Origin of the sequence: Curtobacterium sp. 9128 (assembly GCF_900086645.1) — a bacterium.
Lineage (GTDB): Bacteria > Actinomycetota > Actinomycetes > Actinomycetales > Microbacteriaceae > Curtobacterium.
On record NZ_LT576451.1, the window covers coordinates 3,409,142 to 3,426,250 of the forward strand.

Annotated in this window: 15 protein-coding genes; 9 read left to right on the forward strand and 6 right to left on the reverse strand. The window is 72.0% G+C overall.

The features are described 5' to 3' along the window. Positions 1–11: 11 nt before the first annotated feature. The 3 genes from QK288_RS16245 to QK288_RS16255 all read left to right on the forward strand — a co-directional run bounded on the left by QK288_RS16245 (position 12) and on the right by QK288_RS16255 (position 3,654). On the forward strand, positions 12–1,361 hold the full coding sequence (locus tag QK288_RS16245) for an MFS transporter (RefSeq protein ID WP_281265306.1): 1,350 nt from the start codon (positions 12–14) through the stop codon (positions 1,359–1,361). Between the two features lie 71 nt (positions 1,362–1,432). After that, the gene (locus QK288_RS16250) at positions 1,433–3,175 is read left to right on the forward strand and encodes a dihydroxyacetone kinase family protein (protein ID WP_281265307.1); all 1,743 of its coding nucleotides are present in this window, start codon (positions 1,433–1,435) and stop codon (positions 3,173–3,175) included. Beyond that, the gene (locus tag QK288_RS16255) at positions 3,172–3,654 is read left to right on the forward strand and encodes a ribose-5-phosphate isomerase (RefSeq protein ID WP_281265308.1); all 483 of its coding nucleotides are present in this window, start codon (positions 3,172–3,174) and stop codon (positions 3,652–3,654) included. The genes QK288_RS16250 and QK288_RS16255 overlap by 4 nt, the downstream gene beginning before the upstream one ends. 120 nt (positions 3,655–3,774) lie before the next feature. On the opposite strand, the gene QK288_RS16260 is transcribed toward QK288_RS16255, so the two are convergent. Next, positions 3,775–5,244 carry an FGGY family carbohydrate kinase gene (locus QK288_RS16260; protein WP_281265309.1) on the reverse strand — a complete coding sequence of 490 codons (1,470 nt, stop codon included), beginning with the start codon at positions 5,242–5,244 and terminating at the stop codon, positions 3,775–3,777. 148 nt (positions 5,245–5,392) lie between these two features. Here QK288_RS16260 and QK288_RS16265 point away from each other — a divergent pair, with 148 nt between their 5' ends. Genes QK288_RS16265 through QK288_RS16275 form a run of 3 tightly spaced genes read left to right on the forward strand, consistent with a single transcriptional unit; the run spans position 5,393 to position 8,287 of the window. Further along, entirely contained in the window at positions 5,393–6,463 is a 1,071-nt protein-coding gene (locus QK288_RS16265; protein WP_281265310.1) for an outer membrane lipoprotein carrier protein LolA, read from the forward strand. Beyond that, positions 6,460–7,446 (forward strand): ATP-binding cassette domain-containing protein, encoded by a 987-nt coding sequence (locus QK288_RS16270; protein ID WP_281265311.1) that lies wholly within the window; start codon positions 6,460–6,462, stop codon positions 7,444–7,446. The genes QK288_RS16265 and QK288_RS16270 overlap by 4 nt, the downstream gene beginning before the upstream one ends. Beyond that, complete coding sequence (locus QK288_RS16275; protein ID WP_281265312.1) at positions 7,433–8,287, forward strand: ABC transporter permease; 855 nt, start codon at positions 7,433–7,435, stop codon at positions 8,285–8,287. Before QK288_RS16270 ends, QK288_RS16275 begins: the two co-directional genes overlap by 14 nt. Here QK288_RS16275 and QK288_RS16280 read toward each other — a convergent pair whose 3' ends face one another. From QK288_RS16280 to QK288_RS16300, 5 genes are all read right to left on the reverse strand, one after another. Further along, a complete protein-coding gene (locus QK288_RS16280) occupies positions 8,288–9,307 on the reverse strand; it encodes an NADP-dependent oxidoreductase (protein ID WP_281265313.1) in 1,020 nt (339 codons plus the stop codon). Positions 9,308–9,406: 99 nt separating this feature from the next. Beyond that, on the reverse strand, positions 9,407–10,324 hold the full coding sequence (locus QK288_RS16285; protein ID WP_281265314.1) for a metallophosphoesterase: 918 nt from the start codon (positions 10,322–10,324) through the stop codon (positions 9,407–9,409). A 30-nt stretch (positions 10,325–10,354) separates the two neighbouring features. Then, entirely contained in the window at positions 10,355–10,759 is a 405-nt protein-coding gene (locus QK288_RS16290) for a hypothetical protein (protein WP_281265315.1), read from the reverse strand. Positions 10,760–10,882: 123 nt separating this feature from the next. Next, a complete protein-coding gene (locus tag QK288_RS16295; RefSeq protein ID WP_281265316.1) occupies positions 10,883–13,393 on the reverse strand; it encodes a family 78 glycoside hydrolase catalytic domain in 2,511 nt (836 codons plus the stop codon). A 76-nt stretch (positions 13,394–13,469) separates the two neighbouring features. Continuing rightward, positions 13,470–14,315: a helix-turn-helix transcriptional regulator gene (locus tag QK288_RS16300; RefSeq protein WP_281265317.1), complete on the reverse strand. Its 846-nt coding sequence runs from the start codon at positions 14,313–14,315 to the stop codon at positions 13,470–13,472. A 135-nt stretch (positions 14,316–14,450) separates the two neighbouring features. Here QK288_RS16300 and QK288_RS16305 point away from each other — a divergent pair, with 135 nt between their 5' ends. The 3 genes from QK288_RS16305 to QK288_RS16315 are packed head-to-tail and all read left to right on the forward strand — an operon-like array spanning position 14,451 to position 17,059. Continuing rightward, positions 14,451–14,642 carry a ferredoxin gene (locus QK288_RS16305; protein WP_281265318.1) on the forward strand — a complete coding sequence of 64 codons (192 nt, stop codon included), beginning with the start codon at positions 14,451–14,453 and terminating at the stop codon, positions 14,640–14,642. Next, complete coding sequence (locus QK288_RS16310; RefSeq protein ID WP_281265319.1) at positions 14,639–15,778, forward strand: FAD/NAD(P)-binding oxidoreductase; 1,140 nt, start codon at positions 14,639–14,641, stop codon at positions 15,776–15,778. The genes QK288_RS16305 and QK288_RS16310 overlap by 4 nt, the downstream gene beginning before the upstream one ends. 15 nt (positions 15,779–15,793) lie before the next feature. Continuing rightward, the gene (locus QK288_RS16315) at positions 15,794–17,059 is read left to right on the forward strand and encodes a cytochrome P450 (RefSeq protein WP_281265320.1); all 1,266 of its coding nucleotides are present in this window, start codon (positions 15,794–15,796) and stop codon (positions 17,057–17,059) included. Positions 17,060–17,109: the final 50 nt, after the last annotated feature.

Genomic DNA, 17,109 nt, shown 5'->3' on the forward strand with positions numbered 1-17,109 from the left:
AGGAGAAGCACTTGTCAACGACGACACAGCGTGCCACCGGCGCGCCCACTGCACCCCGGGTCGAGGGCCGCCTCGACAAGATGGGCATCCCGCGCCCGCTCGCCCTCGGCTTCCTCGCCGTCCTGGTCTTCATGACCGGGAACGGCGTCGAGTCGAACTTCATCACGCCGCACATGGTCGCGGTCCTCGGTTCGCCCGAGGCCACCGTCGCGACCATCGTGACGTTCTACAGCCTCGCGGCGCTGGTCGGCAGCTACATCTCCGGCGCCCTCGCCGACCTGATCGGGCCGCGCAAGGTGATGATCATCGGGTTCGCGGTCTGGGTGGTGTTCGAGGTCCTGTTCCTCATCGCGCTCGGCCTGGGCAGCGTGCCCTTCGCCGCCGTGACCTACGCGATCCGTGGCTTCGGGTACCCGCTCTTCGCCTTCGCCTTCCTGGTGTGGGTGAACATCACCACGCCGGTGGAGCGCAACGGCTCGGCCGTCGGCTGGTTCTACGTCGCCTTCACCGGCGGCCTGCCCACGCTCGGGTCGCTCTTCGCGATCGGCGCGATCCCGGTCTTCGGCGGCGGTACGGTCGGCGAGACCGGCGCGATGGTCGCCTCGATCGGCCTGGTCGTGATCGGCTTCCTGATCCTGCTGTTCGGCGTCCGGCTGCCGAACGGGTTCTCGCGGATCGCACCGGAGGGCGAGAGCGCCTGGCGCGTGCTGACGAGCGGCATCCGGCTGACCGCCACCCGCCCGAAGATCCTGATGGGCTTCCTCGTCCGCCTGATCAACACGGCGCCCGAGTTCGGCATGTTCGTCGTCCTGCCCGCCGTCATCGCGAACGAGCGCGGCTGGGGACAGAGCCGGTGGCTGCTCATGACGGTGTGCGTCTACGCGACGAACATCCTCGTGAACGCCCTGTTCGGCTGGGTCGGCGACAAGATCGGCTGGCAGCGCACCGTCAAATGGTTCGGCATCATGGGCTCCGCGATCGGCCTCGTCGCCTGGTGGTACGTCCCGCAGCTCGTCCCCGCCGGGTCGACCTGGGGCTACGTGCTCTCCGTGATCGCCGGGTGCGTGTTCGGCTGCCTGCTCGCCGGCTTCGTCCCGATGGGCGCGATCATGCCGGCGCTCGCCCCGGAGCACAAGGGCGCAGCGATGGCGATGTACACGACGGCTGCCGGCGGCGCGGCGTTCCTCGGCACCGGTGTCGTGGCAGCGGTCCTCGCCCTCGGTGGTGGCGGCCAGGCCGTGACGTGGACGTTCGTCGGCCTCTACGCCTGCGCGTTCGTGATGATCCACTTCCTCAAGGTCCCGCAGGGCGAGACGGGCGCGCACGGTCGAACGTCGTCCCAGGCCACGAGCGCACACTGAGTTCCGGGCGACGGCGGCCGTCCCGTCGTCGCCCGGTGCACCATCCACCTCCACACGAAGGACAGCACCACATGACCACGATCCACGACGACCCGGACGAGTTCGCGGAGGACCAGCTCGCCGGCTGGCTCGTGCTGTACGCCGACCGGGTGCGCGGTGTCCACGGCGGCGTCGTCGCCCTGCCGACCGAGGGGGCGGATCCGCAGGTCGCGGTCGTCGTCGGCGGCGGATCCGGTCACTACCCCGCGTTCTGCGGCGTGGTCGGCCCCGGCTTCGCCACCGGCGCCGTCGTCGGCAACATCTTCACCTCGCCGTCGACCGCCCAGGTCTACGCGGTCGCCAAGGCCGCCGACCAGGGCAAGGGCGTCGTGCTGTCGTTCGGCAACTACGCCGGCGACACGATGAACTTCGGGCTCGCCGCCGAGCGGTTGAACGCCGAGGGCATCGACACGCGGATCGTGATCGTCACCGACGACATCGCGAGCGCGGACGAGGAGTCGAAGCGCCGCGGGATCGCCGGGGACTTCTCGGTGTTCAAGGCGATGGGCGCGGCCGCCGCCTCCGGCGCCACCCTCGACGAGGTCGAGCGCATCGGGAACGCGTCCAACGCGGCGACCCGCACGATCGGCGTCGCGTTCGCCGGCTGCACCATGCCCGGCGCGACCGAGCCGCTGTTCACCGTGCCGGACGGTCACCTCGGCCTCGGACTCGGCATCCACGGCGAACCCGGCATCGAGGACGTCCCACTCCTCCGCGCGACCGAGCTCGCGTCCCTGCTGGTGTCGCGGCTGCTCGACGACCGCCCCGCCGGAGCCGGCACGCGCGTCGCGCCGATCCTGAACGGCCTCGGCGACACGAAGTACGAAGAACTGTTCCTGCTCTGGGGCCGGGTGCTCCCGCTGCTCCGGGACGCCGGCATCGAGGTCGTCGAACCCGAGGTCGGCGAACTCGTGACGAGCCTCGACATGGGCGGCTGCTCCCTCACGCTGCAGTGGCTCGACGACGAGCTCGAAGCGCTGTGGCGCGCCGACGCGTACACGCCCGCGTACCGCAAGGTGGCGGCGCCGGTCAGCGCGCTCGTGCCGGCCGAGGCGGTGGCCGACGCCGAGGAGGCGGCGACCGTCGTGCCGGAGGCGACCGATGCCTCCAGGCAGGCGGCGCAGACGGTCCGCAGCGCGGTCGAGGCGATCGACGCACTCCTCCGTGAGCACGAGGAGGAACTCGGCCGGATCGACGCGGTCGCCGGTGACGGCGACCACGGTCGCGGCATGGTCAAGGGGATCGGTGCCGCCCGCAAGGCGGTCGACCGGGTCGGACAGGAGGCAGGGGTCGCCTTCGTCCTCGGACGCGCCGGTGACGCGTGGGCCGAGTTCGCGGGCGGCACCTCCGGGGTCCTGTGGGGTGCGGCGCTCGAGGCCTTCGGCCGCTCGCTCGGCGACGACCGGGACGCGTACGAGGCGTCGGACGTCGTGGCCGCCGCGCAGGCCTTCGCGGACTCGATCGTGCACCTCGGCGGGGCGTCGCGAGGGGACAAGACGCTCCTCGACGCACTGTTGCCGTTCGTCGCTGCGCTGGATTCCTCGGTCACGGCCGGCCAGTCGCTCGCTTCCGCATGGCAAGGCGCCGCGGAAGTGGCTCGTGACGAGGCCGTGAAGACCGCCGACCTCACGCCGAAGGTCGGGCGTGCCCGACCGCTGGCGGAGAAGAGCCTGGGGACACCCGACGCGGGTGCCACCTCGATGGGGATGATCCTGACGCGTGTCGGCGAGGTCCTCGCCACCCGTGCAGCAGACAAGGAAGGGACACACGCATGACGTACCGTCTCGTGATCGGCTCGGACGATGCCGGATTCGACTACAAGGAGGTCATCAAGCAGGACCTGCTGGCCGACGACCGGGTCTCGGACGTCACCGACGTCGGAGTGGACGCGGACGGGCACACCGCCTACCCGCACGTCGCCGTGGACGCTGCCCGGATGGTGGCGAACGGTGAGGCCGACCGTGCCATCCTGATCTGCGGCACCGGGCTCGGCGTCGCGATCAGCGCGAACAAGGTCCCCGGGATCCGGGCCGTCACCGCGCACGACTCGTTCAGCGTCGAGCGCTCGGTCCTGTCGAACGACGCCCAGGTCCTCTGCATGGGGCAGCGGGTCATCGGCGTGGAGCTCGCACGGCGCCTCGCTCGTGAGTGGCTGGGCTACGAGTTCGACCCCGCTTCCGCCAGCGCGTCGAAGGTCGCCGCGATCTGCGAATACGACGGCAGCGCCCCCGCCGGCGTCGACGCGTCCGCGTAGGGCTCCCCGGGGTCGCGCCGAGGTCGCGCCCCGCTGCGGACATCGCGCCCCGTCCCGACGGGGCGCGATGTTCGTCCGGGGGTGCGATCGCGCCACCACACAGGGGCGGTGCCGCGCGCGTCAACCGCGCGCGGCCAGGCGGTGCACGACCGACTTCGTCGCCTCGTAGAGCTCGCGGTAGTCCTCGTACCCGGGCCCGTACGCCGCGTGCGCGTCGGGGTCAGGCTCGATGACCGTCACCGGCGGGTTCCACCGCCGGATGTCGACGTCCGCCACGAGCGCCGCCGCCAGGAACGCCGACCCGTAGGACGCCCCCACGGTCACCGACGGGATCGTCTGCGGCAGACCCGTCACGTCGCTGACGATCGTCGGCCAGAGCCGCCCGAGCAGTCCCCCGCCCGCCCCGACCAGCTCGCGCACCGGAACTCCCGCCTCCCGCAGCACCTCGACGTTGTGCCGCACCGCGTACGCCGTCGCCTCGAGCGTCGCCCGGTACAGGTCGCCGCGGGTGTGCCGCACGGTCAACCCCGCGATCACACCCCGCGCGTCCGGGTCCGCGATCGGCGTCCGCTCCCCCGCGAAGTACGGCAGCATGAGCAACCCGTTCGCCCCGATCCCGGCAGCGTCGGCCTCGCCCAGCATGGACGGCCAGTCGCCGTCCACGAGCTTGCGGAGCCACTCCGTGATCGCGCCGGAGGTCGCCATCCCCCCGGACACCGACGGCTGGCCGGGGTGCGTCCCGACCGTCGTCCACATCCCCGGCACCGACGTGGGCGCGTCGGTCGGGACGATCATGAACATCGTGGTGCCGTACTGCAGGAACATCCGTCCCGGCCCGGACTCACCGACGCTCACGCCCTCGGCCCACGCGTCGATGGTCCCCGCGGTCACGGGGATCCCCGCCGGGAGGCCCGTGGCCGCGGCCGCCTCGTCGGTCACCGTCCCGGCGGCGTCACCGGACCAGAGCAGTCGGGGCATGGGCAGGTCGGGTGCGATCCGCGCGCACCACTCGGGGATCCACTCGTTCGTGTGGACGTCGTAGAGCGGGGTCGTCTGGCTCGCCGAGTGGTGGTCGAGGACGTACTCCCCCGTGAGCAGTTCGACGATCCGGGACGAGGGCATCGTGAAGCGCGCGGACCTCGCCCACACCTCGGGTTCGTTCCGCGCGACCCAGGCGAGCTTCGCGCCGGCCGCCTGGGTGCTGAGCGCCGATCCGCAGCGTGCACGGACGACGTCCTCGCCGCCGAGCTCCGCCGTCAGGTCGTCGAGCATGCCGGACGTCCGGGTGTCGACGCCGTAGAGGATCGCCGGGCGGAGCGGGTCGCCGGCGTCGTCGGTGAGGAGCACGCACGGGCCGATGCCGCTGACCCCGACGGACTCGACGACTGCGTCGGGTGCCAGCGCGAGGAGCTCCCGCGTCAGCTCGCGGAACTCGTCCCACCAGACGGCGGCGTCCATCTCGACGAGTCCCTGCTCGGGTCGGTCGACGTCGTGGTGGCGGCCGACCTCGGCGATCACGGTGCCGTCGACCCGCACGAGCAGTGCCTTCGTGCTCGACGTCCCGATGTCCAGACCGAGCACCGCCCGCATGCCGCCTCCTTCGCCGCCATCGACCGTCGCCCGGTCAGCTCCGAGTCTACGAACGATCCGCGGAGCGTCAGGTGCACAGCGGACTGTCGGTTGCCGGACCTAGTGTGCTGACGTCTCGAACGCGCCATCCGAGGAGAGGGAACCACCGATGAAGAAGTCCGCCTGGCTGCCAGCCGTCATCGCTCCGGTGGTCGTCGCCGGCGCCATCGCCGCTCCCGCCCTCGCCAACGCCGCGAGCACCCCGCTCGCCGGATCGAACCCGACCGCCGCCGAGGTGATCGCCAGCGTCGCGAAGTCCTCGGACGCGCAGTACTCCGGCAAGCTCTCGCAGACGAGCGATCTCGGACTCCCCGAGCTCCCCACCGGCTCCGGCGGATCGTCCCTCGAAGGCAACGCCTCCGACGCGATCAGCATGCTGACGTCATCGCACACCGCCCGCGTGTACGCCGACGGTGCGACGAAGCAGCGCGTGCAGGTCACGGAGCAGCTCGCCGAGCAGGACCTGATCCGCAACGGCAGCGACGTGTGGACCTGGGACTCGAAGGAGCGCGAAGCCACCCACGTGACCCTGCCGTCCGACGCGCAGAAGTCGTTCGAGGACGGCACGGCGACCCCGTCGGACATCGCGACGAAGGCCATCGACGCGATCACCCCGAGCACGAAGGTCGCGAAGCCGACCTCGACGACGGTCGCCGGGCACGACGCCTGGCAGCTCGTGCTCACCCCGAAGTCGTCCGACAACCTCGTCGGGAGCGTGCAGCTCGCCGTGGACAAGCAGACCGGCCTGCCGCTCCGCGCGACGGTGCAGGCGAAGGGGCAGTCCGACCCGGCGTTCCAGGTGCGCTTCACGAGCCTGCAGTACGGCGCCCCGGCGGCCCGGCTCTTCGACTTCACCCCGCCGTCGAACGCGAAGGTCACCACGAAGGACCTCTCCGACGTGCCGACGGACCACGCGGGCACGGGCGAGCACGCGTTCGACCGCGCGGACGCACCGACCTTCGCTGGTTCGGACTGGGACACCATCGCCGAACTCCCGGCGGGCACTGCGGACACCTCGTCCGCGGGCGCTGACGCGACCGCACTCCTCGACCAGCTGACCAAGGCGGTCGACGGTGGCCGGGCGATCCAGACCTCGCTCGTGTCGGTCTACCTCACGGATGACGGCCGCGTCCTCGCGGGCGCCGTGCCGGTGTCCTCCCTGGTCGCCGCCGCGAAGTGAGCACGACCGAGCCCACGGCGGTGGACCCGGTCGACCAGGCGACCGCAGCGGACCTCGCGATCCGCACCACGGGTCTCCAGAAGGTCTTCCGCAAGCAGCGTGCGGTCGACGGCATCGACCTCGCCGTCCCGCGGGGATCCGTGTTCGGGTTCCTCGGGCCGAACGGATCCGGCAAGACGACCACCATCCGGATGCTCCTCGGGCTGTCGTCCGCGACCGCGGGGAGCATCGAGGTCCTCGGCGAACCGATGCCCCGTGCGTTGCACAGCGTGCTGCCGCGCGTCGGCGCGCTCGTCGAGGGACCGGCGTTCTACCCGTACCTGTCGGGCCGGGCCAATCTCAGCCGCTTCGACGCCGCCGACCCGACGTCCGACCCGCGCACCCGCAAGGCCCGCGTCGCCGGCGCACTCGACCGCGTCGGGTTGTCGCACGCCGCGGACAAGAAGGCGCACGCCTACTCACTCGGCATGAAGCAGCGGCTGGGGCTGGCGAACGCGCTGCTCTCGCCCCGTGAACTCCTGGTGCTCGACGAACCGACGAACGGCCTCGACCCGCAGGGCACGCGAGAGGTCCGGAACCTCATCCGTTCCCTGGCGGACGACGGCACGACGGTGTTCGTGTCGAGTCACCTGCTGGCCGAGATCGAGCAGGTCTGCACGCACGCCGGGGTGATGCGCACCGGCAAGCTCGTGGCGCAGGGCACCCTCGACGACCTCCGCTCCGCCGGCGCCCGCACGGTGACCGTCCGCACGCCGGACCTGGGTCAGGCGGGGGCGGTGCTCACCCGGCTCGGGCTCACCCCGCGGCACGAGGGCGGAGCAGACGTCCTCGTCGCCGACCTGCCACACGAGGTCCTGCCGGAGACGATCGCGACCGAACTCGTCCGTGCCGATGTCCGGATCCGCGGCCTCGCGGTCGGTGGCGGCACGCTCGAGGACCTCTTCGTCGCGCTCACCGGGGAGGGCTTCGATGTCGCAGCCTGAGACCGTCACGACCGCACCTGCCCGGACGTCTCGTCCGTTCGCGTTGCTCGGCTCCGAACTGGCACTCGTGTTCCGGCGCCGCCGCACCTGGGCGATGCTCGGCGCACTGGCGCTGGTCCCGATCCTCATCGCCGTCGCCGTGCGGCTGACGACCGGCGACGACTCCGGCGGTCCGGCGTTCCTCGGCGACATCACGAACAACGGCCTGTTCGTGTCGTTCACGGCGCTCACGGTGTCGATCCCGCTGTTCCTGCCGCTGACCGTGGGTGTCGTCGCCGGCGACACCGTCGCGGGTGAAGCGAGCCACGGCACGATCCGGTACCTGCTCGTCGCCCCGACCGGACGCCTGCGGTTCATCCTCGTGAAGTACGCCGGAGCGGTCGCGTTCTGCCTCGCGGCGACGCTGCTGATCGTCATCGTCGGCGCGGCGATCGGTGCCGTGCTGTTCCCGATCGGACCGGTGACGCTGCTGTCCGGCACGCAGGTCGACGGATGGTCGTACGCGGGTCGGGCGCTGCTGCTCGCGCTCTACGTGACGTTGTCGATGCTCGGGCTGTCGGCGATCGGGCTCTTCGCGTCCACGCTGACGAACGTCCCGGTCGGCGCGATGGCCTCGACCGTCGTCCTCGCCGGCGTCTCCCAGGTCCTCGACCAGCTCCCGCAGCTCGACTGGCTGCACCCCTACCTGTTCTCACACCAGTGGCTCGGGTTCGGCGATCTGCTCCGCGACCCGATCGCGTTCGACTCGTTCGGCAGCAACGCCCTGCTGCAGCTCGGTTACATCGCGGTGTTCGGCACGCTGGCGTACGGCCGCTTCGCCACGAAGGACGTCCTCAGCTGATCAGCTGGCCTCCGACCGCGGGACGGGGTCCCGCAGGTCGCGGGACTTCTCGGACTTGTACCAGTGCAGCCGCGACCCGGTCTCCACGGGCTGCATGCCGACGACGACCTTGCCGCGGGAGTGCATCTCGGCGAGGTCCTCGTACGCGTCGACGATGTACTCGAACGGGTAGTACCCGGAGATGATGAACTGCACCTTGTGTCGTTCGACCAGGTCGCCGAGCGTCGTGAGCATCTCGGCCGCCTCGGAGTCGTCGCCCGGTGCACGGAGGAACCGGATCTCGAGGTCTCGCCGGTCCTCGCTGGACACGAACCGGTTCTCCGCGACACCGAGTCGCTCCGAGAGCCCCGCGTTGTCCCCTCCGTCGAGGTTGTCGATGAAGGCGGTGATCGGCCGCCCCTCGGCGATCTCGGTGATGCGGCCTTCCTCACCGTCGCCGTAGGCCACCGGCAGCACGCCGATCTGCCGCAGGGCGTCGTGGTTGCGCGGGCTGCCGAGCCCGATGACGGTCGCACCGGCGTCGCGCGCGAGCTGGCACTCGATGTGACCGACGCCACCGGCAGCCGCGCTGATCACGACGGTGTCGTCGGGCCCGAGCCGCAGGCCCCGCACGACGGACAGCGCCGTACAGCCGGCGAGGTACAGGCTCCCGGCCACCTCGAACGTCATCGTCGCGGGCTTCTTGACCACCGCGCCGCGGGGCACGGTGACCCACGTGGCGTGCGCTCCGCCGTGCGGCGCGTGGCCCATCACCTCGTCGCCGACGTGCAGGTCGCGGACCTCGGTACCGCGGGCTCGGACCACGCCGGCGAAGTCGACGCCCTGGTGTGCCGGGAATTCGAGGTCGATGAACTCCTGCAGGCGGCCCTCACGTAGGAACCGCTCGATGTGGTTCAGGCCCGCGACCGAGACCTCGACGACCACGTCGCCGGGGCCCGGCTCCGGACGTTCCTGGTCGACGAGCTCGACGACGTCGAAGCCGCCGTAGCGGTCGTACTGCACTGCACTGCCGGTTCGCATGACGCGCTCCTTCGGACGTTGTCGCACCGGCATACTCCAGCTGACGCGGAGGTTCCCGAACGTCCGGGGTACTGCCGCAGTGCTGCGCCCGGTAGCGCGTCAGCGCTTGCCGGCGGCGGCCACGATGCGCGCGACCGCGTCGGCGTCGTGGTGCACCGCGACCTGGTCGGCCCCGGCGACGGGCACGCGCACGGGCGTCGACCACAGCGACCCGTCCTCGGCGATGTCCACGACGAGCGCACCGGTGCCGACGTACGCCGACTCCTCGCCGTACGCTCCGATGACGTCGGTGTCGTTCGCGACGCCCGGCGCGACGAGCACCGGCACGCCGCCCACGCTCCCCGCGAAGTGGTGGTGGTAGTGCCCGGCGAGCACGACGCGCACGTCGGTGCCGCGGATGACGTCCGCGAGCGCCTCGGGGTTCTGCAGCCGGAGTGCCTCGTGCAGCGCGGTCGGGGCCGGGAGCGGCGGGTGGTGCAGCACGACGACCGCTCCGTGGGGCGCACCGGACTCCTCGGCGAGCGCCGACCGGAGTCGGGTGAGTGACTCCTCGCTGAGCTCGCCGTACCCGGCACCGGGGACGCTCGTGTCCACCGTGACGATGCGACGGCCGGCCACGAGCGACTGCCCGAACACCGGGACCGTCGGCGGGTGGTACTCCATCGTGTGCATGAGCGGGCGGCCGCCCTCGCCGAGGACGTGCCCGTTGGCGAGGACCTGCCGGAACCCCTCGCGCTGGTCGTGGTTGCCGGGCACCGTGACGAGCGCGGCACCGTGACGCTCCGCCCAGCCTCCCGCGCGTTCGAGCAAGGCCGCGTAGGACTCGGGGGTCCCGTCCTCGGAGACGTCTCCGGAGACGACCACGACGCCGACGCCCTCGACGACGTCGAGCCGTTCGAGCAGGGCGTCGAGCGCGGCCGACGTGTCGACGGTGCCCTGGTGCAGCGATCCGTCCCCGGTGAGGTGGGTGTCGGACAGGTGCAGGACGCGGAGCGTGCCGGGAACGGGTGTCTGCATGCAACCGACCCTATTCGCGCCGCCGGCGCATCACCCGTCGATTGTGGCGAGGATCGCCGGGCGCTCCTGGGTGTCACCCTGGTCGACCCACGAGAGCACCTGTGCGCTGATCAAGTCGGTCGACGGCGTGGTGTCGGTCGCGAACGAGAGCGCCGAGCTCCATCGCTCCCCTGCTCCCACGCGCTTCGACACCGTCTGTAGGTCGACGCGCTCGTGGTCGTCCGCGGACCCGTGCCATGCCGTCGCATCGACGACGACGTCGCGCGGCTCGGAACACGTCAGGTCGAACACGACGAGGCCGTGCACGTGGTCGGCTGTGGCGTCGAGCACCGTGCAGCCCGGTGCGCCCGGGTCCGCGTGCGCCGGGGCCGCGGTGAGCAGCGCACCCGCGAGCACGGTCAGTACGGCACCGGCGGTCAGGGTCTTCGTGAACATCGTCGTCCTCCTCGGATCAGTGATGTTCCACATGTTGCACGTCGGACCAGGAGACTGTCAACGCCTGCACGGGCCGCGTGACCGGAGGCCTCCGTTCAGAGCGCGCTCGTCAGTGCTTGCTCGTCAGTGCTTGCTCGTCAATGCGTGCGTCCCCACCCCGAGCACCTCGGTCCGACCATCAGGCAGCCGGACCTCGGCCTCCGTCCCCGGGGGCACCGTGACCGACAACGACACGGATCCACCGGTCACCGTCCACCGGACAGCAGCCCCGCCGTACGGCGTCCGCACCGAGCACGACGCCGACCCCACCGGCCCGCACACCGCCGGCGCGACGAGGAACCGCCGCCACCCCGGCTCGAGCGGCCGGATGCCGGCGACGTACCCGGTCAGCCAGTCGTCGACCGTCCCGAGGAAGTAGTGCCCGTGCGACCGCGCCGCCAGGTCCCAGTGCTCGAACGTCGACGTCGCGCCTGCCTCCCGCCACGCACCCCACGACGGCACGGTCGTCTGTCGCGCCACGGCGAGCGCCAGGGACGCGTACCCGGCGTCGGTGAGCACGGGCAGCAGCCACTTCGTGCCGATCGCCCCGGTGTCGAGGTGGTCGCCACGCGCGCGGACATCAGCGGCCAGTGCCGCCGCGACCGCCGGACGAGCGGACGAGGGCACCAGGTCGAACGCCAGCGCCAGCACCTGGTGCGACTGCCGGAAGCCCTCGTCGCCCGACCCCCGGACGGCACCGTCGACCAAGAACCGGGCAACGAACGCGTCCCGCACACGCGCGGCAGCAGCACGCGCCCACGACGCGTCCCGCCCGAGCACCTCGTCCACCCGTGCGACGGTGTCGAGGATCCGGACGAGGAACGCCGTCGCCGGCACCCGGGAGTCCTCCGGTGGATTGCCGCCACCGGGATCCGTGCCCGGGGCGACCCAGTCACCGAGGATCGTGTCCGCGATGCCGTCCGGCGACCGGTCGACCTCGAAACGCGCGTAGGACTCCATCGCCTCGACGTGGCGCTCGAGCACCGAGACGTCGCCGGTGTGCCGGTACACGTCCCACGGCACGGTCACCAGCGCCGAGTGCCACACCGGAGCCCGCTCGTCCACGCCGAACACCCCGGCGTTCGGGGCGATGAGCGCCGGCGGATGTCCGGGCGAGGTCGTCTCCGCGAGGTCGCCGACCCACTTCGTGAGCACGTCGGCGGCGTCGAGGTTCGTCAGGAACATGTCCGCGCCGACCGCGGCGTCGCCGGTCCAGCCGTTCTTCTCGTACTTGGGGGTGTCGGTCGGGTACCCGTGCAGGTTGTTCTCCATGGTCCGCAGGGTCGCGTCGTGGATCCACTGCAGCAGGCCGTCGTCGACGGAGAAGGTGCTCGTGACCTCGGCGTCGGTGCGGACCACCCGCGCGGTGACGTCCGCCACGGTCGGCCCGAGCGGCTCCGGCCATCCGGACAGCTGAACGTACCGGAACCCCTTGTAGGAGAACCGCGGCTCCCACGAGGCCGCGTCCTCGTCGAGCGTCACCTCGTCGGTCTGGAAGCCGTCGGCGAAGTAGTGCTTCTCGTCGTCGGCGTTCGGCAGGCCGTCCGGACGCAGCCGTTCGCCGTACCGGATCCGCACCGATGCGCCAGCGGCTCCGGCGGGCAGCCGCAGCTGCACCCAGCCGGCGACGACCCGGGGGAACGTGACGACCCACTCCCCCGGAGCCACCTGGGTGACGTCGGTCGGCTGGAGCTCCTCGACGACCCGGATCGGTTGCTCGGCTCGTGCCTCGAGCGCGCCAGCCGGACCCGTCACGACGACGGCGGGCAACGCCGGTGCGGCGAGCGGTCGGCCGGGGCGTCGGCGCAGGTCGTGCACCTCACCTCCGTACAGGTCGTCCAGGAGGATCGTCCCGCGCCGGGCGGTCCAGTCCGGACCGGTGCGGATCACGTCCACCGCCCCGTCCTCGCGTTCCAGCCGCAGGACCGCGCGGACGCGCGGCTCCGCGTGCCACGGCGCGCGCTCCCACGCCCAGACGTTCGCGTTGGTCATCCCGTAGAACCCGCGGCCGAGTTCGAGGCCGAGCAGGTGTTCCGCCCCGTCGGCGAGCTCGGCGGTGACGTCGTGCACGACGACCTGCACGCGGCGGTCCCAGTGCGTCGTGGTGGGCGACAGGACCTCGTCCGAGGCCAGGCGTCCGTCGATCCGGACGTCGACGTGCCCGCCGGCAGCCACCGCCAGGAGCGCACGGCGGACCGGGGCAGCCGCGTGCACCTGGGCCTCGAGCACCGGGGCGGCGAGTGCCCCGTCGTGGCATCGCTCGCGGGGCGCCGGGCCGGCGTCCTCGACGCCGGGCGCCGTGACCCACTCGGCACCACGCCACGCGTCGTCGTCGACGGGTGTGGGGGTGAACCGGCCGTGCTCGGTGGTGACCGTCGCGCCCGACTCGATCCGGGCCTCCCAATCGTGTTCCCGCCACGGTGCGAACCGGAGACCGGTCGGCGACGTGACCCACGGTTCGACGCTCCGGATGCGGCCGGAGTCCCACACGACCGCGTCGCCGTCCCGGACCACGAGACGGAACGCCGTCTGCGGGCTCGTGACGGGCCAGGTGAACCGGACACGTCCGTCGGCCTCGGTCGCCAGGGGCTCCATCGCTCCTCCATCCGCCGGCGCCGCAGTGCGCTCAGCGCCTGAAACGATTCACGGAAGGCGACCGCGTTGTCAAGCGTCACGGACGGATCTGTTCGAGCCCGTACCGGCTGGGCGGTGTTCCGAAGGTGGCACGGAACACCCGCGAGAAGTAGAGCTGGTCCTCGAACCCGACGGCACGGGCGACCTCGCCGACCCGGAGTCCGCTCGACCGCAGCATCTCGGCCGCCTCCCGCATCCGTACCGAGCGGACCCAGGCGCTCGCGGATGTCCCGAGGTGCGCGGCGAACAGCCGACCCGCGGTGGACACGCTGCACCCGCCGGCCGCCGCGATCTCGGCGACGGGGAGCGGCCGGTCGAGGTTCCGACGGACGTGGGCGGTCATCAGCTCGAGCGCTGCCGGCACCGCCGCGTCCCCGGCTGCGTCGAGCCCGTCCTCGGCGACGAAGAGCGCGCCGAGTGCACGTGACACCCCCTCGTCGAAGGGACCGTCACCGAACCGCTCGACCGTGTACCCGCCGAGCGAGGCGATCCGTCGTGCCGTGGACGTGGTCGCCGCGGACTGCCGCGGTCGACCGGGGTCGCCGCGGCGATCGCCGGCGTCGTAGAGCGGGTCACCCGGTTGGTGCGCGACCGCCGGCAGCACCGGGGTCGACCGGTCGTGCCGTGGGACGACGTGCACGGTCCCCAGGCGGAACGGCGCTCGGTCGTCGGCGAGGTACTCGACGTCGTGGCCCCACGGCAGCCGCAGGACGGATCCCGACGTCAGCGTGAACCGGTCGCCGCACGAGCGCACCGTGCCCGTCCCGGCGAGCACCCAGAGGAAGCAGACGCTCAGGACGCGCTCGTGCCGGATCCGCTCACCGGCGCGGAAGCGGTACCAGTTGGCGGCGACCACCGCGGGGCCCTCGGTCGTTGTGTCCATACGCCGAGCGTATAGCGAGCCATGCCTGACCGAGATGTCCATGTTCTGGGGATCGCGCCCATGCCGCGCACCACCCGGCGAGCCCTAGCGTCGGGTGCACCGGTCGACGCGGACCGGAGGACGACAGGAGACACGATGCGCATCATCGCCGACACCAGTGCATGCGTCGGAGCGGGGCAGTGCGCCCTCGTCGCCGGCGAGCTCTTCGACCAGGACGACGACGGCATCGTCGAGCTCCTCGTCGACGTGCCGGACGCCGCGGACGAGCCGGCAGCACGTCGGGCAGCTGCGCTCTGTCCGGCGCGTGCCATCACGATCGAGGAGTGAGCGTGCACGTCGTCGTGGTCGGTGCCGGTGTCGCCGGGGTGACCTGCGCCGAGGCACTCCGTGCGGCGGGACACGACGGCCCGATCACCCTCGTCGGCGCCGAACCGCACGCCCCGTACGCCCGGCCGCCGCTCTCGAAGCAGGTCCTCGACGGCTCGTGGCACCCCTCGCGCTCCGTGCTCCGGACGGTCGCGGAACTCGACGGTCTCGACGTCACGCTCCTCGCCGGCGCCACCGCGACCGCACTCGACCCGGAGGCGCACGTCGTGACCGTCGACGGAGCCCGACTGCACTACGACGCCCTCGTCATCGCGACCGGTGTCGAGCCGGTCCGGCCCGAGCTGCCGGGGATCGAGCACGCGTTCGTCCTGCGGACCCTCGACGACGCCGTCGCGCTGCGGTCCGCATGGGCGCGCGCCGAGCGTGTCGTCGTCATGGGGACGGGCGTGCTCGGGTCCGAGATCACGTCAGCGGCCCGACACCACGGCCACGAGGTCGCCCTCATCGGTCGGAGCGGCCGGCTGTCCTTCGGCACCGTCGGCACGCTGCTGTCCGAACGGCTCACCGAGCTGCACCGCGACAACGGGGTCGACCTGCGCCCCGATGCCGGCGCGCTGGGGGTCACGATCGACGGCCTGGTCCTCGGCGACGGTTCCGTCCTCCGAGCGGATCTCGTCGTGGCGGCCACCGGCGGACACCCCAGGACATCATGGCTCGCCGCATCGGGGCTCACCGTGCGGGACGGGGTGTGCTGCGACGACCACGGCAGGGCCGCACCCGACGTGTACGCGATCGGCGACGTCGCACGCTGGACGGACCCCGTGACCGGCCGATCGACGCGCATCGAGCACCAGACGAACGCCATCGAGCAGGCACTGTCGGTCGCCGCGACGATCACCGGGGCCGAACCGCTCGCCGCGCCGATCCCGTTCTTCTGGTCGGAGGTGCACGGCATCCGCATCCAGGCCGTCGGCACGTTCGACCCCGCACGCCCGCTGGACCCGTGGCAGGAGGACAGCGACGTGCTCGTCCAACGCGACGGGGCGGCCACGACCGGCGTCGTCGGCTGGGCCGCACCCCGTGCCTTCCGCCGAGCCCGGGCCGAACTCGCCCGAACCGTCCCCGCCCACGCCTGACTCCTGGAGACCTCCATGTCCGGATGCCCCTTCCACGCCGTCACCCTCCCCGGCGACAGCACACCGCTCACCCCGTCGCCCGACTTCGCCGAGTGGCGCGACCAGGCACCAGCCGTGCCGCTCGCGTACGACGACGGGCACGTCGGGCTCATCGTCACCCGCTACGACGCCGCCCGGGCGATCCTGGCCGACCCGCGGTTCAGTCAGGTGCCGCACCGGATGCCGCGCGGACCGGCACGCCCGCACGACACAGTCGACGGGGCCGCCGCCGACGCCGCCGGGGCCGCCGTCCCGGCGCCACGGCCCCAGGATCCGCTCGACGACGCCGCTCGCCGGTCGATCGACGCCGCGAACCTGCTCGCACTCGACGGCGCCGTGCACCAGCGCATGCGCCGCGGCGTCACCGCGCGCTTCTCGGTCAAGCAGGTGCGCCAGCGCGGCCCCGAGGTGCGCGATCGCGTGGCGAGGCACCTGCACCGGCTGCTCGCCCACGACGGGCCCGTCGACCTCTTCTCGGAGTACGCGCAGCCGATCGCCGCCGAGACCCACTGCAGCGTGATCGGCGTGCACGAGGACCGCGTGCCCGAGTTCGTCGAGCACTTCGTCCGGGGTTCGAGCACGCAGGCCAGGTTCGACTTCATCCGCTCCGTGGTCGACGCCCGCGCGGCGGACCCGGGCGAGGACGTCATCACCGACCTGCTCGCCTCGGACTTCTCGCGCGTCGAGGTCGAGGGGCTCGTCTTCCAGCTGATGAGCGCCGGGCACGACTCCGTGGCGTACCTCATCGCCACCGCGACGGTGGCACTGCTGACGAACCCGGAACTGCTCGCGCGGCTCCGAGCCGACCCGGAGCGGGTGGGTCCGGCGATCGAGGAGTTCATGCGGACCGGTGCGATGTTCCTCACGCTGTTCCCGCGCACCGCGACCGAGGACGTCGAGATCGAGGGGGTGACCGTCGCCGCCGGGCAGACCGTCTCCGTGTCACCGGTCGGGGCGAACCGGGATCCACGGCACTTCGAGGACCCCGAGCGCTTCGACGTCGACCGGGACGCTTTCGGGCACCTGGGGTTCGGGTACGGGCCACACGGCTGCATCGGCCAGCAACTCGCGCGCGCCGAGATCCGGGAGGCGATCACGCAGCTGATCACCGGCGCCCCCGACTTGCGACTCGTCGACGCCGAACAACTCCGACCGATGCCGTTCGCCAACCCGGTCGCGACGTACGAGGCCGGCGCAGTGCTCGTGAAAACCGACCGCGCTTCGATTTCTCCATCATTGTGAGATAACCCTGGCGCTCGCGGCGTCGGGTGCGTATATTCATCGCAACCACC

Excerpts from the sequence above, each read along its gene's own strand:
- QK288_RS16250 (WP_281265307.1), top strand. The coding sequence starts at position 1,433 with ATGACCACGATCCACGACGACCCGGACGAGTTCGCGGAGGACCAGCTC.
- QK288_RS16255 (WP_281265308.1), top strand. The coding sequence starts at position 3,172 with ATGACGTACCGTCTCGTGATCGGCTCGGACGATGCCGGATTCGACTAC.
- QK288_RS16260 (WP_281265309.1), bottom strand. The coding sequence starts at position 5,244 with ATGCGGGCGGTGCTCGGTCTGGACATCGGGACGTCGAGCACGAAGGCA.
- QK288_RS16265 (WP_281265310.1), top strand. The coding sequence starts at position 5,393 with ATGAAGAAGTCCGCCTGGCTGCCAGCCGTCATCGCTCCGGTGGTCGTC.
- QK288_RS16275 (WP_281265312.1), top strand. The coding sequence starts at position 7,433 with ATGTCGCAGCCTGAGACCGTCACGACCGCACCTGCCCGGACGTCTCGT.
- QK288_RS16280 (WP_281265313.1), bottom strand. The coding sequence starts at position 9,307 with ATGCGAACCGGCAGTGCAGTGCAGTACGACCGCTACGGCGGCTTCGAC.
- QK288_RS16285 (WP_281265314.1), bottom strand. The coding sequence starts at position 10,324 with ATGCAGACACCCGTTCCCGGCACGCTCCGCGTCCTGCACCTGTCCGAC.
- QK288_RS16290 (WP_281265315.1), bottom strand. The coding sequence starts at position 10,759 with ATGTTCACGAAGACCCTGACCGCCGGTGCCGTACTGACCGTGCTCGCG.
- QK288_RS16295 (WP_281265316.1), bottom strand. The coding sequence starts at position 13,393 with ATGGAGCCCCTGGCGACCGAGGCCGACGGACGTGTCCGGTTCACCTGG.
- QK288_RS16300 (WP_281265317.1), bottom strand. The coding sequence starts at position 14,315 with ATGGACACAACGACCGAGGGCCCCGCGGTGGTCGCCGCCAACTGGTAC.
- QK288_RS16305 (WP_281265318.1), top strand. The coding sequence starts at position 14,451 with ATGCGCATCATCGCCGACACCAGTGCATGCGTCGGAGCGGGGCAGTGC.
- QK288_RS16315 (WP_281265320.1), top strand. The coding sequence starts at position 15,794 with ATGTCCGGATGCCCCTTCCACGCCGTCACCCTCCCCGGCGACAGCACA.